The sequence below is a fragment of the Mycobacterium canetti CIPT 140010059 genome (genome assembly GCF_000253375.1).
In the GTDB taxonomy this organism is placed as follows: domain Bacteria; phylum Actinomycetota; class Actinomycetes; order Mycobacteriales; family Mycobacteriaceae; genus Mycobacterium; species Mycobacterium tuberculosis.
Genome location: NC_015848.1, coordinates 972,100 through 994,999, shown reverse-complemented (window position 1 = coordinate 994,999; position 22,900 = coordinate 972,100). Strand labels below are relative to the sequence as shown.

The window sequence follows — 22,900 nt, the reverse complement described above, 5'->3', positions numbered from 1 at the left end:
CGTTGCCGGGGCCAGGTGTGAGAATTCTCGTATGACAGTGGTCCCGGAGAATTTCGTCCCCGGCCTCGACGGCGTGGTGGCCTTTACGACCGAGATTGCCGAGCCGGACAAAGACGGCGGGGCCCTGCGCTACCGTGGCGTCGACATCGAAGACCTGGTAAGTCAGCGGGTCACCTTCGGCGATGTGTGGGCGCTGCTGGTGGACGGCAACTTCGGCAGCGGGCTGCCGCCGGCTGAGCCGTTCCCGCTGCCGATTCACTCCGGCGATGTGCGCGTCGACGTCCAGGCCGGCCTGGCGATGCTGGCGCCCATCTGGGGATATGCGCCGCTGCTCGACATCGACGACGCCACCGCCCGCCAACAGCTGGCCCGGGCATCGGTGATGGCGCTGTCCTATGTCGCGCAATCCGCACGGGGCATCTACCAGCCGGCGGTCCCGCAGCGAATCATCGATGAATGCTCGACGGTCACAGCACGTTTCATGACGCGCTGGCAGGGCGAGCCAGACCCCAGACACATCGAGGCCATTGACGCCTACTGGGTGTCGGCCGCCGAGCACGGCATGAACGCTTCGACATTCACCGCGCGTGTGATCGCCTCAACTGGGGCGGATGTGGCAGCAGCGCTGTCGGGCGCAATCGGGGCGATGAGCGGACCGCTGCATGGTGGCGCGCCGGCGCGCGTCCTGCCGATGCTCGACGAGGTCGAACGCGCCGGCGATGCCCGCAGCGTGGCCAAGGGAATCCTGGACCGCGGCGAGAAACTGATGGGGTTCGGGCACCGGGTCTACCGCGCCGAGGACCCGCGGGCGCGGGTGCTGCGGGCGGCCGCCGAGCGGCTGGGCGCCCCCCGCTACGAGGTCGCGGTCGCGGTGGAGCAGGCTGCGCTGTCAGAACTGCGAGAGCGCCGTCCGGATCGGGCGATCGAGACCAATGTCGAATTCTGGGCCGCAGTGGTCCTGGACTTTGCCCGGGTACCGGCCAACATGATGCCAGCAATGTTCACCTGTGGGCGCACTGCCGGCTGGTGTGCCCACATTCTCGAGCAGAAGCGACTCGGCAAGCTGGTCCGCCCGTCGGCCATTTACGTGGGACCGGGCCCGCGCAGCCCGGAATCGGTCGACGGCTGGGAGCGGGTACTCACCACCGCCTGAGGCCGACGACAAACCAGTTGGCGATCAACCGCTGTCACCGTACGGCCACGTTGTCCGCGACGTAGTGGAAGCCGACCACCGCCGGGCTGTGATCCGACAGTGGCTCACCCTTGGAATTGAAGAATTTCGGCGCCTCGTTGCCGTAGCTGACGGCCTGCAACGTCACTCCCTGGCCGCTTCGATAGAAGATCTTGTCGAGCAGCTCGCACTCGTTGCCGACCATGCAAGTGGGCGCGAACGGCGGTGTGGTGGGGCCGTGTTCTACCTGCACCCAGGCATCGGTGAGCCCGTTGACCTGCGCAAATTGCAACAGAGCGCTTTGGTCGTCGGAGTACCGCGCGTTGAAGTCGCCGGTGACGATGACCGCGCGGCCCGCCGAGTTCTGCTGGATGTAGTTGGCGACCTGCGCGAGGTTGGCGTTGGTGGTCGGCCCTCCACCGGTGTTGGTATGTAAGTTGTAGACGTCGACCGTGTCACCGCCGGGAAGCCGCATCTGGCTGTAGGTGAAGCCCTTCAAGGTGAGGCAGTTGTCGGATGTGCACTCATACCATGTCTGCCGGTCCAGCCGCTGCACCTTGAACTCCGAGAGGGTATTGAGCCCGTCGGAGAAGGGCACACCGATAGGCCACAGCAAGGTAGGCGGCTCCGGCGGGGTCTGGCTCGGCATCTTGGATTTCTTGATGAGGAATTGGTGGTAGGCGAAATCCTCCTGGACGTTCGCGACGTAGTAGGCGTTGAGCCGCTTCCCAATCTCTTTGGTGTAGAAGAACCGGGGCAGAATTGCGCTGGATAGCGGGAAGGGCAGCCCCGCGATGTTGTAGGTGAGCATGCTGAAGTCGCCGCTGATGGTGTCGGTCGGGGTGTTGCCGACGAACACGGTCACGGTGGCGACGTCGTCGTGCCCATGGAACGGACCCAGGTATCCCGCCAGACCGTGCACGTGCAGGCTGGTGTCATCGCTGACGTTCACACTGAAGGTATCGGTGCCAACGAAACCCGGATCGGCTGTGTAGATGAAGCTGGCCGTTCGTTGGTCGACGGTCACGATGCCATGCTGGGGTCCACCGGGTGCACCGCGCTCGCGCACCGCGAAGGTCATCCGGTTGCCATCGGGGTCGCAGGCGTCAAACCGGACCGGGCCGACGGTGCCCCCCTCAGGGACGCTGACTTGTTGCGGATTCGCTACCGGAGTGCGGTTTTCGATGATGGGCACCAACCCGTTGCGTACCGCGGCCAGAAAGTCGATCAGGGCATTGAGCAAGTCATCGGGGATGCTTCCGGGGTCTACCTGTCGCACGCCGACCTGTGGCACACTGGCGCCCGGTATCGCAGCCAACGAACTGGCGGACCCACCCAACGGCGAGCACGCGTCGACCGGCGAATCGGTGCTCGAGGAGCTCGGATCCGTCGGCGCGGCAGAGCCGATCGCGTGGGTAGTCACCGCCGCCCCCACCCCCAGGACAACGGCTAACGCCCCAACCTGGCCGATGCGTTTGGCGTAATCCATCGATTCTCCTTGTGCGCCCAGCAGGTTCACCGCGTGAACGGTTCGTAGCACTGATACGTATGCTTGTCAGCGAGCAGATCAAGTCCAGTCCGACCAATGCCAGGAGATCATCGGCTAGGCTCACGGTTTCGCCTGGGACGAGACGGTATTGAGTTCTGGCGTTGGACGGTCCGTGGCGTGGTGGGAAGTCTGACGCGGCATCAGAACGGTTGTCAATACCAGTCTTTGGGGGATATGGCCTATTTGGTGTCGTCGGGCCGCTCCACCGGATCCCTTTTCGAACGTTGCGCAAGCGCGGTCCAGTTACGGCCTGTTCACTGCGCGCTGGCGTAGCTGCGCGGCCTCGATCGGTTTGAACGTCATCGCAATTCCCGCAGTGGGTGAGTACCTGACGCTCCTGTGGTTTTCCTCAGGTGAGGGCATCAAAGTTAGCGGGACGGTGGTGTGTCTCGACGCTCTGCACGACCTCGGCGTTGTTCGTCCGGGAATATTGGGTTAGGCCGCGCAACGTGCAATCAATGGGAATCGGGATGTTGCCAACGTTGCCGGCGAGCCGCACGCGAACCTATTGTGCACATGGGTGAGTAATGAGCGAACGCGCCATTGAATTCACCTACTAGCCAGGTAGAGCCGGTGCAGCTGTCCGCGCGAGCGATCCAACATGTCGGCGGCAGAGCCTTCCTGGATATACATCGGCTCATGTAGCTGGCTGATATTGTAGCGATCCTGGTGAGCGCATTGAGATGACAGATGTTGTTGTCGTCTCGTCGGGTTCGGTCGCGGCCTGAAGTCGACTGCTCGCTTGTCGACAGTCTTTTGCTAGTGCGAATGGGAGGCAGGTTTCGCAGCGCGACCCGTACCGACAATCGCGCTTCGCTGGGCGTGTGCAGCTGGCGTTGCCGGGGGCGGTTGGCCTAGCCGCCAAGGCGCCACATACCGGCGCTTGAGCGGGTGGCGCGGACATGGTCGGCATGGGTTGCGTGCAGAAAGTTTCAACTTGCGCTGTAACGGAAGAGCATTCGTGTCGAGACCGAAAAGTGCGCTTGTCGACACAAAGCAGCAATCACGTTGTGACGGAAAAGTATTCATTGAAGACACCTGCGGTTGAGATTCGGCTTGCTGGCCACACCGCTGGGCGGTGGCCACGTGTCCGGCGATTGAATGACGGCACCGCGATGATTTTCCATCGCGCCGGAAGTCAATATCCGTGAGCCTGTCCGGGCCCCGGATTGGCCGAGCACACCAACAACAAGGAGACACCATGGCGATCAACGTCGAACCCGCTCTGTCACCACACCTTGTCGTCGACGACGCTGCCTCGGCGATCGACTTCTACGTCAAGGCCTTTGACGCCGTCGAACTGGGGCGCGTCCCCGGTCCCGATGGCAAACTGATCCACGCCGCACTACGCATCAACGGCTTTACGGTGATGCTCAACGACGACGTCCCGCAGATGTGCGGCGGCAAGTCGATGACGCCCACCTCGCTGGGCGGAACACCGGTCACCATTCATTTGACCGTCACCGATGTCGACGCCAAGTTCCAGCGTGCCCTGAACGCGGGCGCCACGGTGGTGACCGCCTTGGAGGACCAGCTCTGGGGAGACCGCTACGGGGTGGTCGCCGACCCGTTCGGCCACCACTGGTCGCTGGGCCAGCCGGTGCGCGAGGTCAACATGGATGAGATCCAAGCCGCCATGTCATCACAAGGGGACGGTTAGCACGATCGGCTGCCCCAGGTCACGCAGCCGGGCCAGCACGCGCCGCCGAAGCGGTTCCTTAGGCGCGCTGGTTGCTGCCGCGAGCATCTCGGCGACGTCGGTGAACTTGTTGCGGACCCGGCCGTCGGCGCTGCCGCGCGCAATCTCGGCCGCGTCGATGGCCCGCCATCCCGCACAGCCGATGGCTTGGGGCTGGCGGGCCTGCACCAGCTGATCCAGCGCCGTCGGTGTAGCCACCGGATCGGTCAGCCGGCCGTCGTTGAAGTCGGCCACCAGCGCCTGAACGGTCTGCATAGAGCAGGACTTGTTCGTGCCGATGAACCCGGTGGGCCCGCGCTTGATCCAACCCGCGACGTATGCGCCGGGCACCGGCTCGCCGGTGCCCGGGTCGATGACCCGTCCACCATCGTTGGGCACGAGCGCGGCCTGCTCGTCGAACGGCAGGTCGGGAATCGGCTTGCCGCGGTAGCCAATCGACGTCAGCACCAGGCCAGCATCCAGTTGGCGCAGCTCGTCGGTTCCGGTGACCGAGAACTGAACTCCGCCGGCCCGCCGCTGGCCGAGGACGCGCCGCGGCGTGAGCCGATAGGCCAGCCGGATCCGCGGGCGCCCGACTCGTCGCGCAGGCGCCGACCCGTCCCCCAGCGTGCTCAAGATCTCCAGCTTGTTCCTGGTCAACGGATCGGCAACGATTGCCAGATCATCGAGTACTCGCTGATGATCTCCCGGGTCAAGCACGACGTCGGCTCCGGCCGTGAGCCCGATCAGCTCGGGCAGGGTGAACGCCGAATGGGCAGGACCGCGGCGGGCGGCGACCACCACCTCACGGACCGCCGAGTTGCGTAACGCGGACAACGCGTGGTCGGCGATGTCGGTGGCGGCCAGCTCGTGCGGATCGGCCGCAAGCACGCGCGCCACGTCGAGCGCGACATTCCCGTTGCCGATGATCACCACGCGTTCGTGACTGAGATCGACTGGCAGATCGTTGAAGTCGGGATGTCCGTTGAGCCACGCGACCAGCTCCGTGGCGGTACCGGTGCCCGGCAGTCCCATCCCGTCAATCGTCAGCCGGCGGTCGTCGGGCGCTCCGACCGCGTACAGCACGGCGTGATGGTGGGCCAATAGCTCGGCATGGCCTAGATGCTTGCCGATCTCGACGTTGAGATAGAACCGGAAGCGGCGATGACCGGCGATCCGGTCAAATAGTCGCGTGACCCGCTTGGTGTTCTGGTGATCCGGCGCCACCCCGGAGCGCACCAGCCCGTAGGGTGTCGGCAGCTTCTCAAAGACGTTGACCTGCACTCCCTGCTGGACCAGCAGCTCATCGGCCGCATACATCGCCGCGGGCCCGGACCCGACGACGGCTACCGTCAGCGGCTGCCGGCGCACACGCACCTCGGCGGCCGGAGTCACCGGAGCCAGCTTCGACGTCGGCGCTAGCTTCACGCCGGCGGGCCGCTTCGGGTAATACGACGCATTGATTTCGACGAACGGCAGCTGCTCGAAGTCCAACCGGGTGTTCGGCGCGATCGCGCTGACCGGGCAGGCGGTTACGCAGGCACCACAGTCCACGCAGGCCACCGGATCGATATAGAGCATTTCCGAGGTCGCGAAGCCCGGCTCGTCCGGCGTCGGGTGGATGCAGTTCACCGGACATGCGAAGACGCAGGACGCGTCGTTGCAGCACGACTGAGTAATTACGTGCGGCATGCGTGCACTCGTAGCAAGCTATGCGGCCGGCGCGGCAGCCAAGTGCTGACGCTGCGGCTCGCTGCGGTAGCGCGACGGCTTGCCGTCGATCTTGCAGAGTCGCCACACTAGCCGAGCGATCGGGTTCATCAATCCGGTATCGTGGGCCAGCATGCGGGCGTCGGCAAACATGTCGCACAACCACTTTCGCGACTCCGGCGAGCCGAAGAACAACTCCTTCTTGACCTCGCGCGGGATGTCGAATTCCTCCCAGAATGCCTTGGGCGGCACCACGATCGCGTTGCACAACGACCGCATCGTCAGGGGGAAGTAGAGCGAGATCCAGAACCGCTGCATCCGGGTCAGGCGCGGCAGCCGCTTACGCAAGTACTCGTGGGCGAACGAGATGTGTCGCGCTTCCTCGGCCACGTGAATGGACATCACTCGTTCCATGATCGGATGCAGCGACTTGCCTTCGCGCAACACGTTCTTTTGCGTGTGGTCGATGGGCTCCTCCCCAGCGAGCACGCCGATGAAGAAGGCCACCGGCAATGGTCCGGCCACCAGCGGAACCAGCGGTGAAACCCACCGCAGCCGCCGTGGCAGCCCCGGAACGTCCGCGCCGACACGGTTGACCATCTCCTGGAACATCATGGTGTGGTTGCACTCTTCGACCGATTCGTGCAGGCAATACCGGTATTCCGGTGAGCCGTTGGGCATCCAGAACGTGTAGTTCATCAGGCCGCGAATCAGGATGGATTCGAAGTGCAGCCCGACCTTGGCCACGTTGGCCTGGCGCCACATCCCGATCTCGATCTGGCGTTCCCGCGACTGCGCCTGGTACCAGGGGTGGCGGCCCAACGGATCGGTCGCCGGGAGGATCCACCGGGGATCGTTGTCCGTGACGGCGAACTCCGGCGACTCCCAGTCGATATCGGTGTACGGGTTGAAATTCCGCCGCACAGACCCCTCGGACAGTGTGGCCAGCATTTCCACGTACTCGGCGTCGTCGGCCACGTCCATGTTGCGGCGCCACCGCCGAACTATGCGCGTCCTGTCCATTCGAAGCCTCCCCACCGAGGTGTGCGTCCGCACGGGTATCGAACACGGTACCGCTGGTACCGGGAATTATCCAGACCCTTGGCGACACTATGACCCAGCCACCAGCCAGGGCTTGCATGTGAGCTTGTTCACACTACGCGCCTGTGCCGGCAGGCTTTCGTTCCGCTCGAGTCGCCGCGGTTCGGTACCCCTCACTACCCTGATGGCATGGCCGACCAGCTCACCCCCCACCTGGAAATTCCCACCGCCATCAAACCCCGCGACGGCCGCTTTGGGTCGGGCCCGTCGAAGGTCCGGCTTGAGCAACTGCAAACGCTGACCACCACCGCAGCGGCATTGTTCGGCACGTCGCACCGACAGGCGCCGGTCAAGAATCTGGTGGGCAGGGTTCGGTCAGGCCTGGCCGAGCTGTTCTCGTTGCCGGACGGCTATGAGGTGATACTGGGCAATGGTGGTGCCACGGCGTTCTGGGATGCGGCCGCCTTCGGGCTGATTGACAAACGCTCACTGCACTTGACTTACGGCGAGTTCAGCGCGAAGTTCGCTTCCGCCGTTTCCAAGAACCCGTTCGTCGGCGAGCCGATCATCATCACGTCGGATCCCGGCAGTGCTCCGGAGCCGCAAACCGACCCGTCAGTCGACGTGATCGCCTGGGCCCACAACGAGACCTCGACCGGGGTCGCGGTTGCGGTGCGCCGTCCGGAGGGCTCCGATGACGCCTTGGTCGTCATCGACGCCACCTCCGGTGCTGGCGGCCTACCGGTCGACATCGCCGAGACCGACGCCTACTACTTCGCACCGCAGAAGAACTTCGCCAGCGACGGCGGCCTGTGGCTGGCCATCATGAGCCCCCCCGCCCTGAGCCGGATCGAGGCCATCGCCGCGACCGGTCGCTGGGTTCCTGATTTCCTGTCCCTGCCGATCGCGGTCGAGAACAGCTTGAAGAACCAGACATACAACACACCGGCCATCGCCACGCTGGCGCTGCTGGCCGAACAGATCGACTGGCTGGTGGGTAACGGTGGCTTGGACTGGGCGGTCAAACGCACCGCGGACTCGTCGCAGCGGTTGTACTCGTGGGCGCAAGAGCGGCCCTACACCACGCCATTTGTCACCGACCCCGGGTTGCGGTCGCAGGTGGTGGGCACGATCGACTTCGTCGACGACGTCGACGCCGGGACCGTCGCGAAGATCCTGCGGGCTAACGGCATCGTCGACACCGAGCCGTATCGCAAACTGGGCCGAAACCAGCTGCGGGTCGCGATGTTCCCCGCGGTCGAGCCGGATGACGTCAGCGCCCTCACCGAGTGCGTCGACTGGGTGGTCGAGCGGCTTTAGCGCTGCTTTAGTGCGGCTGTGACCGGGCATTCCGGTCACCAGCGCCATGCCGGCAAGACACCTCCGCGTGTCAACGAGGCTAACGGCGTTTACCGCACTAGAGTGCGCACGTAACAGGTCCGGCGTTGTCCTGCCCGGAGCCTGCGAGGAGAAGCCATGCGGGAACTCAAAGTCGTTGGGCTCGATGCCGACGGCAAAAACATCATCTGCCAGGGTGACATCCCGTCCGAACAGTTCAAGCTGCCGGTCGACGACCGACTGCGGGCGGCGCTACGGGACGACTCCGTCCCGCCGGAGCAAGCCCAGCTGGACATCGAGGTCACCAACGTGCTGAGCCCCAAGGAGATTCAGGCCCGAATTCGGGCCGGCGCGTCTGTCGAACAGGTCGCTGCGGCATCGGGCTCCGACATCGCCCGTATCCGCCGGTTTGCCCACCCGGTACTGTTGGAACGCTCGCGCGCGGCCGAGCTGGCAACCGCGGCGCACCCGGTCCTGGCCGACGGCCCGGCGGTGCTGACCATGCAGGAGACCGTCGCCGCGGCCCTGGTGGCACGCGGCCTTAACCCCGACAGCCTCACCTGGGACGCGTGGCGCAACGAGGACAGTCGCTGGACGGTGCAGCTTGCCTGGAAGGCTGGCCGCTCCGACAACCTGGCGCATTTCCGCTTCACCCCCGGCGCCCACGGCGGAACCGCCACCGCGATCGACGACACGGCCCATGAGCTGATCAACCCCACCTTCAATCGCCCGCTACGGCCGTTGGCGCCGGTCGCCCATCTCGACTTCGATGAGCCCGAGCCCGCACAGCCGACGCTCACGGTGCCGTCCGCACAGCCGGTCAGCAACCGACGAGGCAAACCCGCCATACCTGCCTGGGAAGATGTGCTGCTCGGGGTGCGCTCAGGCGGGCGTCGCTAGCTGTCCCCCAACGTCAAGGCGAGCAGCGCCAACCACGCGCCCGCCACGCCCACTGCCGCGCCAAGCACGAACCAGCGCAGCACTGGGGTGCGGCGCCAGCCCCACAGCGTAGGGGCCAACCCGCTGACCGCCACAATGTTGAGACCGACGGCCAACAGCGGATGCACGCGGATCAGGCCGAGGCTCAGCACCACGACCGCAACCGCGATGACTGCGGCGACGAAGCCGGCGACCGCCAAACCCGTTGCCCAGGGCACGGCTTGGTCGCGCTGATCGTTCACGTGCCGGGCCCAATGTGATGGCCCGACCTAGTCCGCTCGTAGAAAGCCAATGCGGCCGCCGTCGCGACGTTGAGGGAGTCGGTCCCTCGGGACATCGGAATGCGCACCCGCACATCGCTAATCCGCAGTGCGGCCGCCGTTAGGCCCGGGCCCTCCGCGCCCACCAGTAGCGCAATCCGTTCGTGCGACACCGCGGCGATGGCCTCCGGTAGTTTGCACGCGTTGCCGTGTGGGGTCAGCGCCAACAGTCGAAAGCCGCTCTCTTTCAACGTCATAAGTTCGGTGGGCCAGTCGGCCGCGCGTGCATATGGCACCAATAACGCGTGTCCCATGGATACCCGCACCGCACGACGGTAGAGCGGATCAGCGCAGCCGGTGCCGAACACTACCGCGTCCACGCTCAGCCCTGCCGCGTTGCGGAAGATCGAGCCCAGGTTCTCATGGTCGTTAACGCCTTCCAACACTGCGACGGTGCGCGCCCCGGCGACCACCTGAGCAACGCTCGGCTCCGGCACCCGGCGCGCGGCTGCCAACACCCCACGATTGAGATGGAAGCCGATCACCCGTGCCATGACATCAGCCGACGCTCGATAGTACGGCGCGCCGACACCGGCCAGATCATCCTTGAGCTCGGCCAGCCGGCGGTCGGTGCCGAACAGCGCCAGCGGCGTGAACCGTGAGGCCAGCATGCGCTGCACCACCAGCACACCCTCGGCGATCACCAACGCCTTGCCGGTCGGCAGATCGGGACGACGGTCGATGCTGTTCAGGTCACGGAAATCGTCGAGCCGTGGGTCGTCGGGATCGCAGACGTCCTGAACATCGAGGCCGTCGGGGTGCTGGGCACAACGGCCTTCGGTCACGGGCTTTCGTCGACCAGAGCCAGCATCAGATCGGCGGCGCTGCGCAGGATGTCACGCTCGCTGCGGTTCAGCGTCGCGAGCCGCTCAGCCAGCCACTCCTGCCGGGCCCGCCGTGCCGCCTTGACCAATTCGGCGCCCGATTCCGACACCGAGACCAGCACCTGCCGACCGTCGATGGGGTGTGGGGCGCGGTCTACAAAACCCATGTCGGCCAATGAGGCGATCACCCTGGTCATCGACGGTGGCCGGACCCGTTCACGAATCGCCAACGCACCCGGGGTCATCGCGCCCTCATTGGCCAGCGTCGTCAACGCTGAGAGCTGGGACAGCGAGACCGGCGATGACGGGTTCCGAAACCGCAGTTGGCGGGAGAGCCGCATGACCGCCAATGACAAGTCGCTGGCCAGCCGCGCATCGCTGTCAAGCACAGCTGAGGTTACAACGGAAGTTCAGACTAGGGCATCTGAAACGGCGAACGACGATTTCGGTTCCACCCATTGCCGGCCGACGACCCACCAGCAGGTGGTGGTACCTCCCGCTGGTGCGGAAGCCACCCACCCCGGGCCGTTCGCCGACGCATCATCGCCGCGCTATGTTGACTCGGGATGAGCGTCGAAAATAGTCAGATTCGCGAGCCGCCACCGCTACCACCCGTGCTGCTCGAGGTGTGGCCGGTGATCGCGGTCGGCGCGCTCGCCTGGCTGGTCGCCGCGGTGGCCGCATTCGTCGTGCCTGGCCTCGCAAGTTGGCGTCCGGTGACAGTGGCCGGGCTGGCAACAGGGTTGCTCGGCACGACCATCTTCGTCTGGCAGCTCGCCGCTGCCCGCCGTGGCGCACGCGGCGCACAAGCCGGACTCGAAACCTATCTCGACCCGAAATAGCCACGGCCGGTTGCCTGCCCGGGTGTTCAACGTCGACACCTAAACCACTGCGACACCCGGCTTCCCGGAACCCGGCTGTCGGGGTTGGCGACAGGATTTCGATGAAAACCCCAACAATGTGCCGCGATTGGACATACAGTCGTTTGCCAAGGTGCTCAAGTTGTCGAGCGATCGCGCCACTGTAGTCGACCGAGGCCCGCCGGCGCGGATCGCGGCAGCCGGGTCCCGCCGTCGTGGTGGCTAGGCCGGGGGTGGCCAGCTGAGAAGGGATGGCGTGATGAATTTCATGGTGTTGCCGCCGGAGGTTAATTCGGCGCGGATCTACGCCGGTGCGGGGCCGGCCCCGATGCTGACGCCGGCCGTGGCCTGGGATGGGCTGGCCGCCGAGCTGGGGATGGCAGCGGCCTCGTTTTCGTTGCTGATCTCAGGCCTAACGGCTGGGCCGGGTTCGGCGTGGCAGGGTCCGGCGGCGGCCGCGGCCGCACCGTATCTGAGTTGGCTGAACGCGGCGACGGCACGCGCTGAGGGGGCGGCTGCCGGGGCCAAGGCTGCGGCCGCAGTATATGAGGCCGCGCGGGCAGCGACCGCACATCCAGCATTGGTGGCGGCCAATCGCAACCAGTTGCTGTCGTTGGTGCTCTCGAATCTGTTTGGGCAGAATTTGCCAGCGATCGCAGCGACCGAGGCGTCCTATGAGCAGTTGTGGGCACAGGATGTGGCGGCGATGGTGGGTTATCACGGTGAAGCCTCGACGGTGGCTTCGCAGTTGACCCCGTGGCAGCAGCTGCTGAGTGTCTTGCCGCCCGTGGTGACCGCCGCGCCGGCCGGTGCGGTGGGGGTCCCAGCAGCGCTCGCGATCCCGGCCCTGGGCGTCGAGAACATCGGCGTGGGGAACTTCTTGGGCATCGGCAACATCGGCAACAACAACGTGGGCAGCGGCAACACCGGCGACTACAACTTCGGCATCGGGAATATCGGCAACGCCAACCTCGGCAACGGCAACATCGGCAATGCAAACCTGGGCAGCGGAAACGCCGGCTTCTTCAACTTCGGCAACGGAAACGACGGCAACACCAACTTCGGCAGCGGAAATGCCGGCTTCCTCAACATCGGCAGTGGAAACGAAGGTTCTGGAAACCTCGGCTTCGGAAACGACGGCGACGACAACACGGGATGGGGTAATTCGGGCGACACCAACACGGGCGGCTTCAACTCGGGGGACCTGAACACCGGCATCGGCAGCCCGGTCACTCAAGGCGTCGCGAACTCGGGCTTCGGCAACACGGGCACCGGTCACTCGGGCTTCTTTAACTCCGGCAACAGTGGCTCCGGCTTCCAGAACTTGGGCAACGGCAGCTCCGGCTTCGGAAACGCGAGCGACACTAGCTCCGGCTTCCAGAATGCAGGCACCGCGTTTAACTCGGGCTTCTTCAACGTGGGCAGATTCACCTCGGGCTTGGCCAATACGGGCACCCTCCAGACTTCAGGTGTGGCGAACTCGGGCGACAACAGCTCGGGAGTGTTCAATACGGGTGATAATCAGTCGGGTTTCTTCGACTGGTGACCCCCCCCCCCCCAAAAAAAAAAGTAGGGAACAGCGGGTGAGAGAAAACCTATGATTCAGCCGGCTTCTCGATGATGTCGAGCACACCGTCGTCGTACGGCTCATAAATGGGTGTGCTGCCACCGGCCGGCGCAGTGGTGTCGGAATGGGCGCCACAGCCGTATTGCCTATCGACAACATGCCCGTCAGCGGACAGTTCGTTACCACATACCCCGAACATTGCGCCCAGCGACCCGGCCAGCGGCAGGAAGAAACCGCAGTCGCGGCAGACGCGTTTCGTCGACCGCGCCATAGCAGAGCCGGGACCATAGTCGCCGTCGTGCCACCGTTGGGCCGACTGGGCGCGACCCCAGGCGCTCATCACCCAGCGCCGACCCAACCCGATCTCTGCGGCGGTCTCGTCAACCTGCGCATCACCACTGGCGGTGTAACCCGGAACCAGCCGCGGATCATCCTTCGCCGGCGCCAGCAGATCTCCGGGGCTCAAGTCTCCCGGCCGCACCCGTTGCTCCCACGGCACCCAATCCGGCGCCAGCAGTGCGGTAGGCCCCGGGACCAGCACCACCTCGCTGATCGTGGCATGGTCCGCACCGGAATAGCTCGCCACCACGACGGCCCATTGCCATCCCTGGTAGCCAGGCAGATGCGCGATGAACCGGTGGGTGGCGGCGTTGCCATCCTCGTAGCTGAGGCCCAGGTAGTCTCCCACCGCCTCCGGGCCGCTGAACTCCACAACGGCGGCCCTGGCTTGGTCGGCCGCACCCCTGAGCACCGCCGCTAACCCCTCGGGCCAGTCGGCCACAGTCGCCACGGCAGACTCCTCGGTGGGCCCGGTCACGCTGTCCCCTCTCTGTAACGCGCTTCCAATACTGCCGGAAGACACGGCCGGCAAGCCACACCCGGTTGGCTACGCCAGGAGTCCGGATAGGACAGAATTGATTTGTGTCCGGACGGCGAGGTGATCATCCGGGCCGGACGGCCCCAACCCCGGGCCGCCGGACCCGAAACGGATCGGTCAACGGGCACCCTGGCATGGCCAACTACCCTCCCGACGACGCCAACTATCGCCGATCGCGTCGACCTCCGCCGATGCCCAGCGCCAACCGCTATCTCCCGCCGCTGGGCGAGCAGCCCGAACCTGAACGCAGCCGCGTACCGCCACGGACTACAAGGGCGGGCGAGCGGATCACCGTCACCCGCGCCGCGGCCATGCGCAGCCGCGAAATGGGTTCTCGGATGTACTTGCTGGTGCACCGGGCCGCTACCGCAGACGGCGCCGACAAGTCTGGACTGACGGCATTGACCTGGCCGGTAATGGCGAACTTCGCGGTCGACTCGGCAATGGCGGTAGCACTGGCAAACACACTATTCTTTGCGGCCGCCAGCGGGGAGAGCAAGTCCAGGGTCGCCTTGTACCTGTTGATCACCATCGCGCCGTTCGCCGTGATCGCTCCACTCATCGGTCCGGCACTCGACCGGCTGCAGCATGGCCGTCGCGTCGCCTTGGCGCTGTCATTCGGACTTCGGACCGCGTTGGCGGTGGTGCTGATCATGAACTACGACGGCGCCACCGGCAGCTTCCCGTCATGGGTGCTCTATCCCTGTGCCCTGGCCATGATGGTGTTCTCGAAGTCGTTCAGCGTGCTGCGCAGCGCAGTGACACCGAGGGTGATGCCGCCAACCATCGACTTGGTCCGGGTCAACTCACGGCTGACCGTGTTCGGCCTGCTCGGCGGCACCATCGCTGGTGGCGCGATTGCGGCCGGAGTCGAATTCGTCTGCACCCACCTGTTCCAGCTACCCGGCGCGTTGTTCGTCGTCGTCGCGATCACCATCGCTGGCGCTTCGCTGTCGATGCGCATTCCGCGCTGGGTCGAGGTGACCAGCGGTGAGGTCCCGGCCACATTGAGCTACCACCGGGATAGGGGCAGACTACGGCGACGCTGGCCGGAGGAAGTCAAGAACCTCGGCGGAACACTCCGACAACCGTTGGGCCGCAACATCATTACCTCCCTGTGGGGTAACTGCACCATCAAGGTGATGGTCGGCTTTCTGTTCTTGTATCCGGCGTTTGTCGCCAAGGCGCACGAAGCCAACGGGTGGGTGCAATTGGGCATGCTGGGCCTGATCGGCGCGGCGGCCGCGGTCGGCAACTTCGCCGGCAATTTCACCAGCGCACGCCTGCAGCTAGGCAGGCCAGCTGTGCTGGTGGTGCGCTGCACCGTGCTAGTTACCGTGTTAGCCATCGCGGCCGCGGTGGCCGGCAGCCTGGCAGCGACAGCGATTGCCACCCTGATCACGGCAGGGTCCAGTGCCATTGCTAAAGCCTCGCTGGACGCCTCGTTGCAGCACGACCTGCCCGAGGAGTCGCGGGCATCGGGGTTTGGGCGTTCCGAGTCGACTCTTCAGCTGGCCTGGGTGCTGGGCGGCGCTGTGGGCGTGTTGGTGTACACCGAGCTGTGGGTGGGCTTCACTGCGGTGAGCGCGCTGCTGATCCTGGGTCTGGCTCAGACCATCGTCAGCTTCCGCGGCGATTCGCTGATCCCTGGCCTGGGCGGTAATCGGCCCGTGATGGCCGAGCAAGAAACCACCCGTCGTGGTGCGGCGGTGGCGCCGCAGTGAAGCGCGGTGTCGCAACGCTGCCGGTGATCCTGGTGATTCTGCTCTCGGTGGCGGCCGGGGCCGGTGCATGGCTGCTAGTACGCGGACACGGTCCGCAGCAACCCGAGATCAGCGCTTACTCGCACGGGCACCTGACCCGCGTGGGGCCCTATTTGTACTGCAACGTGGTCGACCTCGACGACTGTCAGACCCCGCAGGCGCAGGGCGAATTGCCGGTAAGCGAACGCTATCCCGTGCAGCTCTCGGTACCCGAAGTCATTTCCCGGGCGCCGTGGCGTTTGCTGCAGGTATACCAGGACCCCGCCAACACCACCAGCACCTTGTTTCGGCCGGACACCCGGTTGGCGGTCACCATCCCCACTGTCGACCCGCAGCGCGGGCGGCTGACCGGGATTGTCGTGCAGTTGCTGACGTTGGTGGTCGACCACTCGGGTGAACTACACGACGTTCCGCACGCGGAATGGTCTGTGCGCCTGACCTTTTGACGAAGCCACGGCTCCTCCGTCAGCTATACGGTGTCGTCACCGAAGGGATACGCTCCATGCCACCGGCGACCCACTCTGCGTCCGAGGGCCGGTGCCGAAGCGATCGTTGGAAGCGATGAGCCACGTCGCGGTTGAATTCGCCGGTTCTGCAGACATAACCGGCCACGCGGGCGCCCTAAAGTTTCGCTTCGCTCGATCTAGACACCGTCAAGAACCGCCGAGCCAGATTGGCCTCGGTGGATGGACCCGGTTCCCAGGACGCGATCCACGGTCCGGTGCCTTCGGACTGGTCGAGTATCCCTTGCTCCAGCCAGGTGTAGCGGCCCTCCAGCACATTGTGTGCCAACCGAACGTCGATGCTGTCGGTGTTGGACCACAACGCGTGGAACAGTGCCTCCACCCGCAGTGTGGCCTGTTGGCAAAACGCCTCGGCCAGTTCGTATGCCTGCTCCCCCTCGACCGGATCTGCTGTTCGCTGCGCCTCGGCGCGAACACACACCGCAGACATGGCGAACAGCTCGGCGCCGATATCCACGATGCGGCCGAGGAATCCTTGCTTTTTCTCCAGGCTGGCCTGCCAGCGCGCCATCCCGTAGAAGGTATTGCGGGCCAATTTGCGCGACGCGCGTTCGACAAAACGCAGATGTGTCGCCAGGGCGCCGAACTCGCGATACGTGGTGGGTAGTTGACCTTCGCCGAAAACCAGCTTCGGCAACCACTTGGCGTAGAACCCGCTGGCACCAGCCGCCGCCGCGGCCTTCTGGCGGAGGTCGGCTTTCGGGTTCGCGAGATCGCCCGCGGCAGTGAGGTGCGCGTCGACGGCTTCACGCGCAATGAGTAGCCGCATGATCTCACTGGACCCTTCGAAGATCCGGTTGATCCGCAGGTCCCGCACCATCTGCTCCACTGGTGCCGCACGCTCGCCGCGCGCGGCGAGGGACTCGGCGGTCTCGTAGCCCCGGCCACCGCGGATCTGCATCAGCTCATCGGCGACCAGGCAGGCCATCTCGCTGGCCCACAATTTAGCCAGCGCAGCCTCGATCCGGATGTCGTTGCGGCCTTCGTCGGCCATCTGACTGGACATCTCGACCACCGCATCGAGCGCGTAGTTGGTGGCGGCGATGAAAGAGATCTTGCTGGCCACCGCTTCATGTTGGCCAACCGGCTTGCCCCACTGCACCCGCTCGCGGGACCATTCCCGCGCTATCTTCAGCGACTGCTTGGCAACTCCGGTTGCGATCGCCGGCAAGGACAGCCTTCCGGCGTTGAGTGTGGTCAGCGCGATCTTCAGGCCGTCGCCTTCCCTGCCGATCAGGTTTTCTTTGGGCACCCTGACGCGATGGAGCCGGGTCACGCCGTTTTCGATGCCACGCAGTCCCATGAACGTGTTGCGCCGCTCCACGGTGATCCCGGGCGAATCAGCCTCGACGACAAAGGCGCTGATTCCCCCTCGGTGCCCTTCACTGCGCGGTACCCGGGCCATAACCACTAGCAGGTCGGCGACCACACCGTTGGTGGTCCACAACTTCACACCCTCAAGCTCGTAAGCCTGGCCGTCGTCGATCGGCGTCGCCGTCGATGCCATGCGCGCCGGATCGGAGCCCACATCGGGTTCGGTGAGCAAAAAGGCCGATATGGCGCCGGCCGCGCACCGCGGTAAGAACCGCCGCTTCTGTTCGGCAGTCCCGGCAAGCTTGAGCGGTTCTGGTACCCCGATCGACTGATGCGCCGACAACAACGCGCCCAGACTGGAATGAACCGTCGTGACCATCATCAGTACGCGGTTGTAGGCGACTTGCGACATGTTCAACCCGCCGTACTCGGACGGAATTTTCAAGCCGAAACAGCCCAGCTCCGCCAAGCCTTTCACGTACTCGTCGGGGATCTGGGCATCACGCTCGATGACGCTGCCGTCCACGGTGTCGAGGAATTCCCGCAGTTTGACCAAAAACGCCTCGGTTCGGGCCTCCTCGGCGTCGGACGGCTTGGGAAATGGGTGTATGAGCCCTAACGGAAAACGGCCGAGAAAGAGTTCTTTAGCGAAGGACGGTTTATCCCAACCACTTTCGCGAGATTCCTCGGCAAGGGCCCGCGCTTGCTCCTCGGTGACCTGCGTTTGCTGTGCCATCGCCGCCTCCTCGCTGACGAATCGCTTCGAAGGTTACCTGCCAGTACCTGTCCGAATACTACGTGGCGCCGTTTGCGGACGCGGGAAGCGGTGCAATGGCAGGAAAACCCAGTCACGAAGTCGCGGCCACCGAACTCTCCATGTCAAGAAATAGAAACCGGAGACGCCAAGCCGTAATCACGCCAGCGTAAATATCTGTCGACCGGTCAACGATGACGATGTGGCAGGACAGCGATGTCGTACGTACTGGCGACACCGGAGATGGTGGCAGCGGCAGCAACCAATTTGGCGCAGATCGGCTCGGCGTTGAGCGCGGCCAACGCCGCGGCACTGGCCCAGACAACCGCGGTGCCGGCCGCGGGCGCCGACGAGCTGTCGGCAGCCGTGGCATCGCTATTTTCCGGGCACACCCGACGCTTAGCACGCAGACGGCGGCGTTTCATGAGCGGCGTATCCAGGCCTTGAGCACGGCTGCGGGCGCATATGGCAGCGCCGAGGCGGCAAATGCCTCCCCGCTGCAGCAAGCGTTGAATGTGACAACCGCGCACGCAGACGCTGCTGGGTCGCCCGCTGATAGACAACGCCCAGTGCCGGCCTACCCGGCCAACCTGGCTAACCGGCTGCCGTCGCGTCAACCCGAATGTGGCAACGGATGGTGCACGGGAACACGGCACGCGTCGTCGACCCGAGTTAGGCCTCGAACTCGCGCGCCACCGCCCGGACAACCTCGGCGACCCGGCGAGCAGTCTTGCGATCCGGGTAGCGCCCCTTACGTAGCTCCGGCTGCACGGTGCTTTCCAGCAAGGTGATCATGTCCTCGACCATGCCGTGCAGCTCATCAGGGCTGTGCTTGTGCTCGGCCGCCGGCTCACGGCGCGGCCGGGAAAGGCTGGGCGGCGGTTCGATCAACCTGAGACTCAATGCCTGCGGTCCGCGCCGCCCGGAGGCGACGCCAAATTCCACCCGCTGCCCGGCTTTGAGTGCCTCGACACCCGTGGGCAACGCCGAGGAGCGGACGTAGACGTCCTCGCCGTCCTCTTGCGACAGGAAGCCGAACCCTTTGTCGGGGTCGTACCACTTCACCTTGCCGGTCGGCACTGGTCTCACCTGCTTGTCTGACGGGTCGCTAGATTGGCAACAGAAGACGCGCCCCTCCTGCGCGGGACGCGATGACGATCTGAAGATCCTACTCGGATGGTTGGCCGCCGAGCACCCCCGTTTACCCGCCACTCGGTAGGCTTGCACTACCGCTGGAGGAGATATGCGCCTAATCCTGAACGTTATCTGGTTGGTGTTCGGTGGCCTCTGGCTGGCCCTCGGGTACCTGGCGGCGGCGCTTGTCTGCTTCGTGCTCATCGTCACCATTCCGTTTGGCTTCGCGGCGCTGCGCATCGCGTCGTACGCGTTGTGGCCGTTCGGCCGGACGATCGTCGAAAAGCCAACCGCCGGGACCGGGGCCTTGATCGGCAACGTCATCTGGGTGCTGCTGTTCGGGATCTGGCTGGCCCTCGGGCATTTGGTGAGTGCCGCGGCAATGGCAGTCACGATCATCGGCATTCCGCTAGCACTGGCCAACTTGAAACTGATCCCGGTGTCGCTGGTGCCGCTGGGCAAGGACATCGTCGGGGTCAACTCACAGGTGCCCACATGACACTGACCGCGCTGGGCATGCCGGCGCTGCGCAGCCGCACCAACGGCATTGCCGACCCGCGGGTCGTACCCACCACTGGCCCTTTGGTGGACACGTTCGGCCGGGTCGCCAACGATCTGCGGGTGTCGCTAACCGACCGCTGCAACCTGCGGTGCAGCTACTGCATGCCTGAGCGAGGGCTGAGGTGGCTGCCCGGCGAGCAACTGCTGCGGCCCGACGAACTGGCCAGGCTGATACACATCGCGGTAACTCGGCTCGGCGTCACCAGCGTGCGGTTCACCGGCGGCGAGCCGCTATTGGCCCACCACCTCGACGAGGTGGTCGCAGCGACAGCTAGGCTGCGGCCGCGCCCGGAGATCTCGCTGACCACCAACGGGGTGGGACTGGCGCGGCGGGCGGGCGCCCTGGCCGAAGCGGGCCTGGACCGGGTCAACGTCTCGCTGGATAGCATCGACCGCGCCCACTTCGCTGCTATCACCCGTCGGGACCGGCTTGCGCATGTGCTGGCCGGCTTGGCCGCCGCCAAGGCAGCCGGGTTGACACCCGTCAAGGTGAACGCCGTCCTCGACCCCACGACCGGCCGCGAGGATGTCGTCGACCTGCTGAGGTTCTGCCTAGAGCGCGGTTATCAATTGCGAGTCATCGAGCAGATGCCGCTGGACGCGGGGCATAGCTGGCGGCGGAACATCGCACTGAGCGCCGACGACGTGCTGGCGGCGCTGCGGCCCCACTTCCGGCTACGGCCCGACCCGGCACCGCGCGGTTCGGCCCCGGCCGAACTCTGGCTGGTCGACGCCGGACCGAACACGCCACGCGGACGGTTCGGTGTCATCGCCTCGGTGTCGCACGCCTTCTGTTCGACGTGCGACCGCACCCGGCTGACCGCCGATGGCCAGATCCGCAGCTGTCTGTTCTCCACCGAGGAGACCGACCTGCGCCGCCTACTGCGCGGCGGTGCTGACGACGACGCGATCGAGGCGGCATGGCGTGCCGCGATGTGGAGCAAACCCGCCGGCCACGGCATCAACGCCCCCGATTTCATTCAGCCCGACCGCCCGATGAGCGCGATCGGCGGCTAACCGGTGACGCAGGTGTCCGACGAATCCGCCGGAATTCAGGTGACTGTCCGCTACTTCGCGGCCGCCCGAGCGGCCGCTGGTGCCGGGTCGGAGAAAGTCACCCTGCGATCTGGCGCCACAGTCGCCGAGCTGATAGACGGCCTGTCGGTCCGCGATGTTCGCCTCGCGACGGTGTTGAGTCGATGCTCCTACCTGCGCGACGGGATTGTCGTCCGAGATGACGCCGTCGCGTTATCCGCCGGCGACACGATTGACGTACTATCCCCTTTCGCCGGCGGCTAAGGCCATGTGACATTACCCACATAACGGAACGATAACGGGGCGGACACGCTCCGATTGCGAGGGCTTACTACCTGCGCAAATGCCTATATTTCTTGGCGTTCTTGCCGGCGATTGTGACGGAAACGCCGACTTTTCTTAAACGTGACGGAATCGCCTGAAACCGCTACCGTCTCGGGAGGCTCGTCAACCTAACCCAAAATGACGTGCCCTCCCTCGCCGATAGCACGCCGAACTCCATCCAGTGGGCGAGGGATTCCGACCGCGGATGGAGGCGGGGGACCCACCAGGTCCGCCGAGATCGGACCGGAGCCGCATACGGCTCCTTGGGGTGAAGCCAACGTCGTTCGCCGATGTACGACCGCGGCCGGGTGATCCTCTCCACGGCGAATCCAACCCGAACCCGACAGCTGACCTCGTAGGCGTGTACCGAGAGGAATTACCTAACGTATGAGTGGACGCCACCGTAAGCCCACCACATCCAACGTCAGCGTCGCCAAGATCGCCTTTACCGGCGCAGTACTCGGTGGCGGCGGCATCGCCATGGCCGCTCAGGCGACTGCGGCCACCGACGGGGAATGGGATCAGGTGGCCCGCTGCGAGTCGGGCGGCAACTGGTCGATCAACACCGGCAACGGTTACCTCGGTGGCTTGCAGTTCACTCAAAGCACCTGGGCCGCACATGGTGGCGGCGAGTTCGCCCCGTCGGCTCAGCTGGCCAGCCGGGAGCAGCAGATTGCCGTCGGTGAGCGGGTGCTGGCCACCCAGGGTCGCGGCGCCTGGCCGGTGTGCGGCCGCGGGTTATCGAACGCAACACCCCGCGAAGTGCTTCCCGCTTCGGCAGCGATGGACGCTCCGTTGGACGCGGCCGCGGTCAACGGCGAACCAGCACCGCTGGCCCCGCCGCCCGCCGACCCGGCGCCACCCGTGGAACTTGCCGCTAACGACCTGCCCGCACCGCTGGGTGAACCCCTCCCGGCAGCTCCCGCCGACCCGGCACCACCCGCCGACCTGGCACCACCCGCGCCCGCCGACGTCGCGCCACCCGTGGAACTTGCCGTAAACGACCTGCCCGCGCCGCTGGGTGAACCCCTCCCGGCAGCTCCCGCCGAACTGGCGCCACCCGCCGATCTGGCACCCGCGCCCGCCGACCTGGCGCCACCCGCGCCCGCCGAACTGGCGCCACCCGCGCCCGCCGACCTGGCACCACCCGTGGAACTTGCCGTAAACGACCTGCCCGCGCCGCTGGGTGAACCCCTCCCGGCAGCTCCCGCCGAACTGGCGCCACCCGCCGATCTGGCACCCGCGCCCGCCGACCTGGCGCCACCCGCGCCCGCCGAACTGGCGCCACCCGCGCCCGCCGACCTGGCGCCACCCGCGCCCGCCGAACTGGCACCACCCGCTGCGGTGAACGAGCAAACCGCGCCGAGCGATCAGCCCGCCACAGCTCCAGGCGGCCCGGTTGGCCTTGCCACCGATTTGGAACTCCCCGAGCCCGACCCCCAACCAGCTGACGCACCGCCGCCCGGCGACGTCACCGAGGCGCCCGCCGAAACGCCCCAAGTCTCGAACATCGCCTATACGAAGAAGCTGTGGCAGGCGATTCGGGCCCAGGACGTCTGCGGCAACGATGCGCTGGACTCGCTCGCACAGCCGTACGTCATCGGCTGACGGGCTGAG

General features: G+C 65.6%; 20 protein-coding genes, 2 pseudogenes and 1 riboswitch. Of the genes and pseudogenes, 13 read left to right on the top strand and 9 right to left on the bottom strand.

Features of this window, described 5'->3' with window-relative positions; genetic code table 11:
* Nucleotides 1–31: 31 nt before the first annotated feature.
* Nucleotides 32–1,153 (top strand): citrate synthase 2, encoded by a 1,122-nt coding sequence (locus tag MCAN_RS04640; RefSeq protein WP_014000485.1) that lies wholly within the window; start codon nucleotides 32–34, stop codon nucleotides 1,151–1,153.
* A 34-nt stretch (nucleotides 1,154–1,187) separates the two neighbouring features.
* Here MCAN_RS04640 and spmT read toward each other — a convergent pair whose 3' ends face one another.
* The gene (gene spmT, locus MCAN_RS04635; RefSeq protein ID WP_003901038.1) at nucleotides 1,188–2,660 is read right to left on the bottom strand and encodes a sphingomyelinase; all 1,473 of its coding nucleotides are present in this window, start codon (nucleotides 2,658–2,660) and stop codon (nucleotides 1,188–1,190) included.
* A 1,261-nt stretch (nucleotides 2,661–3,921) separates the two neighbouring features.
* Between spmT and MCAN_RS04630 the strand changes: the two genes are divergently transcribed.
* Nucleotides 3,922–4,380 carry a VOC family protein gene (locus MCAN_RS04630; RefSeq protein WP_003404633.1) on the top strand — a complete coding sequence of 153 codons (459 nt, stop codon included), beginning with the start codon at nucleotides 3,922–3,924 and terminating at the stop codon, nucleotides 4,378–4,380.
* Here MCAN_RS04630 and MCAN_RS04625 read toward each other — a convergent pair.
* Both MCAN_RS04625 and MCAN_RS04620 read right to left on the bottom strand, forming a co-directional pair.
* On the bottom strand, nucleotides 4,363–6,090 hold the full coding sequence (locus MCAN_RS04625; RefSeq protein WP_003404631.1) for an FAD-dependent oxidoreductase: 1,728 nt from the start codon (nucleotides 6,088–6,090) through the stop codon (nucleotides 4,363–4,365). The two genes, MCAN_RS04630 and MCAN_RS04625, sit on opposite strands and share 18 nt — an antisense overlap.
* A gap of 18 nt (nucleotides 6,091–6,108) precedes the next feature.
* On the bottom strand, nucleotides 6,109–7,131 hold the full coding sequence (locus tag MCAN_RS04620) for an AurF N-oxygenase family protein (protein ID WP_003404627.1): 1,023 nt from the start codon (nucleotides 7,129–7,131) through the stop codon (nucleotides 6,109–6,111).
* A gap of 207 nt (nucleotides 7,132–7,338) precedes the next feature.
* Here MCAN_RS04620 and serC point away from each other — a divergent pair, with 207 nt between their 5' ends.
* Nucleotides 7,339–8,469: a phosphoserine transaminase gene (gene serC, locus MCAN_RS04615; RefSeq protein WP_014000484.1), complete on the top strand. Its 1,131-nt coding sequence runs from the start codon at nucleotides 7,339–7,341 to the stop codon at nucleotides 8,467–8,469.
* Nucleotides 8,470–8,625: 156 nt separating this feature from the next.
* A complete protein-coding gene (gene sepH, locus MCAN_RS04610; RefSeq protein ID WP_014000483.1) occupies nucleotides 8,626–9,387 on the top strand; it encodes a septation protein SepH in 762 nt (253 codons plus the stop codon).
* On the opposite strand, the gene MCAN_RS04605 is transcribed toward sepH, so the two are convergent.
* Genes MCAN_RS04605 through MCAN_RS04595 form a run of 3 tightly spaced genes read right to left on the bottom strand, consistent with a single transcriptional unit; the run spans nucleotide 9,384 to nucleotide 10,959 of the window.
* The gene (locus MCAN_RS04605; RefSeq protein ID WP_014000482.1) at nucleotides 9,384–9,668 is read right to left on the bottom strand and encodes a DUF2537 domain-containing protein; all 285 of its coding nucleotides are present in this window, start codon (nucleotides 9,666–9,668) and stop codon (nucleotides 9,384–9,386) included. The two genes, sepH and MCAN_RS04605, sit on opposite strands and share 4 nt — an antisense overlap.
* On the bottom strand, nucleotides 9,665–10,531 hold the full coding sequence (locus MCAN_RS04600; protein ID WP_014000481.1) for a TrmH family RNA methyltransferase: 867 nt from the start codon (nucleotides 10,529–10,531) through the stop codon (nucleotides 9,665–9,667). Before MCAN_RS04600 ends, MCAN_RS04605 begins: the two co-directional genes overlap by 4 nt.
* Complete coding sequence (locus MCAN_RS04595; protein ID WP_003404606.1) at nucleotides 10,528–10,959, bottom strand: Rv0880 family HTH-type transcriptional regulator; 432 nt, start codon at nucleotides 10,957–10,959, stop codon at nucleotides 10,528–10,530. Before MCAN_RS04595 ends, MCAN_RS04600 begins: the two co-directional genes overlap by 4 nt.
* 177 nt (nucleotides 10,960–11,136) lie before the next feature.
* Here MCAN_RS04595 and MCAN_RS04590 point away from each other — a divergent pair, with 177 nt between their 5' ends.
* Both MCAN_RS04590 and MCAN_RS04585 read left to right on the top strand, forming a co-directional pair.
* Entirely contained in the window at nucleotides 11,137–11,412 is a 276-nt protein-coding gene (locus MCAN_RS04590; RefSeq protein ID WP_003404603.1) for a DUF2530 domain-containing protein, read from the top strand.
* Nucleotides 11,413–11,689: 277 nt separating this feature from the next.
* Nucleotides 11,690–13,017: pseudogene (locus MCAN_RS04585) on the top strand (PPE family protein).
* 8 nt (nucleotides 13,018–13,025) lie between these two features.
* On the opposite strand, the gene MCAN_RS04580 reads toward MCAN_RS04585, so the two are convergent.
* The gene (locus MCAN_RS04580; protein WP_014000479.1) at nucleotides 13,026–13,814 is read right to left on the bottom strand and encodes a DUF3027 domain-containing protein; all 789 of its coding nucleotides are present in this window, start codon (nucleotides 13,812–13,814) and stop codon (nucleotides 13,026–13,028) included.
* Nucleotides 13,815–14,008: 194 nt separating this feature from the next.
* Here MCAN_RS04580 and MCAN_RS04575 point away from each other — a divergent pair, with 194 nt between their 5' ends.
* Together MCAN_RS04575 and MCAN_RS04570 are read left to right on the top strand one after the other, a co-directional pair.
* A complete protein-coding gene (locus tag MCAN_RS04575; protein WP_014000478.1) occupies nucleotides 14,009–15,598 on the top strand; it encodes an MFS transporter in 1,590 nt (529 codons plus the stop codon).
* A complete protein-coding gene (locus tag MCAN_RS04570) occupies nucleotides 15,595–16,083 on the top strand; it encodes a DUF2771 domain-containing protein (RefSeq protein ID WP_014000477.1) in 489 nt (162 codons plus the stop codon). Before MCAN_RS04575 ends, MCAN_RS04570 begins: the two co-directional genes overlap by 4 nt.
* A 175-nt stretch (nucleotides 16,084–16,258) precedes the next feature.
* Here MCAN_RS04570 and MCAN_RS04565 read toward each other — a convergent pair whose 3' ends face one another.
* The gene (locus MCAN_RS04565) at nucleotides 16,259–18,211 is read right to left on the bottom strand and encodes an acyl-CoA dehydrogenase family protein (RefSeq protein ID WP_014000476.1); all 1,953 of its coding nucleotides are present in this window, start codon (nucleotides 18,209–18,211) and stop codon (nucleotides 16,259–16,261) included.
* A 234-nt stretch (nucleotides 18,212–18,445) separates the two neighbouring features.
* Between MCAN_RS04565 and MCAN_RS21080 the strand changes: the two are divergent.
* Nucleotides 18,446–18,793: pseudogene (locus MCAN_RS21080) on the top strand (PE family protein); the annotation flags it as partial.
* A gap of 108 nt (nucleotides 18,794–18,901) precedes the next feature.
* Here MCAN_RS21080 and MCAN_RS04555 read toward each other — a convergent pair.
* Nucleotides 18,902–19,309 carry a cold-shock protein gene (locus MCAN_RS04555; RefSeq protein ID WP_014000475.1) on the bottom strand — a complete coding sequence of 136 codons (408 nt, stop codon included), beginning with the start codon at nucleotides 19,307–19,309 and terminating at the stop codon, nucleotides 18,902–18,904.
* 163 nt (nucleotides 19,310–19,472) lie between these two features.
* On the opposite strand from MCAN_RS04555, the gene MCAN_RS04550 reads away from it, so the two are divergent.
* The 4 genes from MCAN_RS04550 (at nucleotide 19,473) to rpfA (ending at nucleotide 22,891) form a co-directional block, all read left to right on the top strand.
* Entirely contained in the window at nucleotides 19,473–19,862 is a 390-nt protein-coding gene (locus MCAN_RS04550) for a YccF domain-containing protein (RefSeq protein ID WP_014000474.1), read from the top strand.
* Nucleotides 19,859–20,941 (top strand): GTP 3',8-cyclase MoaA, encoded by a 1,083-nt coding sequence (gene moaA / locus MCAN_RS04545; RefSeq protein ID WP_003404564.1) that lies wholly within the window; start codon nucleotides 19,859–19,861, stop codon nucleotides 20,939–20,941. The genes MCAN_RS04550 and moaA overlap by 4 nt, the downstream gene beginning before the upstream one ends.
* A 3-nt stretch (nucleotides 20,942–20,944) precedes the next feature.
* Nucleotides 20,945–21,223: a molybdopterin synthase subunit MoaD2 gene (gene moaD2, locus MCAN_RS04540; RefSeq protein WP_014000473.1), complete on the top strand. Its 279-nt coding sequence runs from the start codon at nucleotides 20,945–20,947 to the stop codon at nucleotides 21,221–21,223.
* Between the two features lie 215 nt (nucleotides 21,224–21,438).
* Nucleotides 21,439–21,661: riboswitch (cyclic di-AMP (ydaO/yuaA leader) on the top strand.
* 9 nt (nucleotides 21,662–21,670) lie between these two features.
* Nucleotides 21,671–22,891 carry a resuscitation-promoting factor RpfA gene (gene rpfA / locus MCAN_RS04535; RefSeq protein ID WP_014000472.1) on the top strand — a complete coding sequence of 407 codons (1,221 nt, stop codon included), beginning with the start codon at nucleotides 21,671–21,673 and terminating at the stop codon, nucleotides 22,889–22,891.
* The last annotated feature ends 9 nt before the right edge of the window (nucleotides 22,892–22,900 follow it).

Bases quoted from the DNA above. Each gene is read 5' to 3' on its own strand.
- serC (WP_014000484.1), top strand. From the start codon at position 7,339: ATGGCCGACCAGCTCACCCCCCACCTGGAAATTCCCACCGCCATCAAA.
- MCAN_RS04630 (WP_003404633.1), top strand. From the start codon at position 3,922: ATGGCGATCAACGTCGAACCCGCTCTGTCACCACACCTTGTCGTCGAC.
- MCAN_RS04640 (WP_014000485.1), top strand. From the start codon at position 32: ATGACAGTGGTCCCGGAGAATTTCGTCCCCGGCCTCGACGGCGTGGTG.
- MCAN_RS04625 (WP_003404631.1), bottom strand. From the start codon at position 6,090: ATGCCGCACGTAATTACTCAGTCGTGCTGCAACGACGCGTCCTGCGTC.
- MCAN_RS04590 (WP_003404603.1), top strand. From the start codon at position 11,137: ATGAGCGTCGAAAATAGTCAGATTCGCGAGCCGCCACCGCTACCACCC.
- spmT (WP_003901038.1), bottom strand. From the start codon at position 2,660: ATGGATTACGCCAAACGCATCGGCCAGGTTGGGGCGTTAGCCGTTGTC.
- rpfA (WP_014000472.1), top strand. From the start codon at position 21,671: ATGAGTGGACGCCACCGTAAGCCCACCACATCCAACGTCAGCGTCGCC.
- MCAN_RS04620 (WP_003404627.1), bottom strand. From the start codon at position 7,131: ATGGACAGGACGCGCATAGTTCGGCGGTGGCGCCGCAACATGGACGTG.
- sepH (WP_014000483.1), top strand. From the start codon at position 8,626: ATGCGGGAACTCAAAGTCGTTGGGCTCGATGCCGACGGCAAAAACATC.
- MCAN_RS04575 (WP_014000478.1), top strand. From the start codon at position 14,009: ATGGCCAACTACCCTCCCGACGACGCCAACTATCGCCGATCGCGTCGA.
- moaA (WP_003404564.1), top strand. From the start codon at position 19,859: ATGACACTGACCGCGCTGGGCATGCCGGCGCTGCGCAGCCGCACCAAC.
- MCAN_RS04565 (WP_014000476.1), bottom strand. From the start codon at position 18,211: ATGGCACAGCAAACGCAGGTCACCGAGGAGCAAGCGCGGGCCCTTGCC.
- MCAN_RS04550 (WP_014000474.1), top strand. From the start codon at position 19,473: ATGCGCCTAATCCTGAACGTTATCTGGTTGGTGTTCGGTGGCCTCTGG.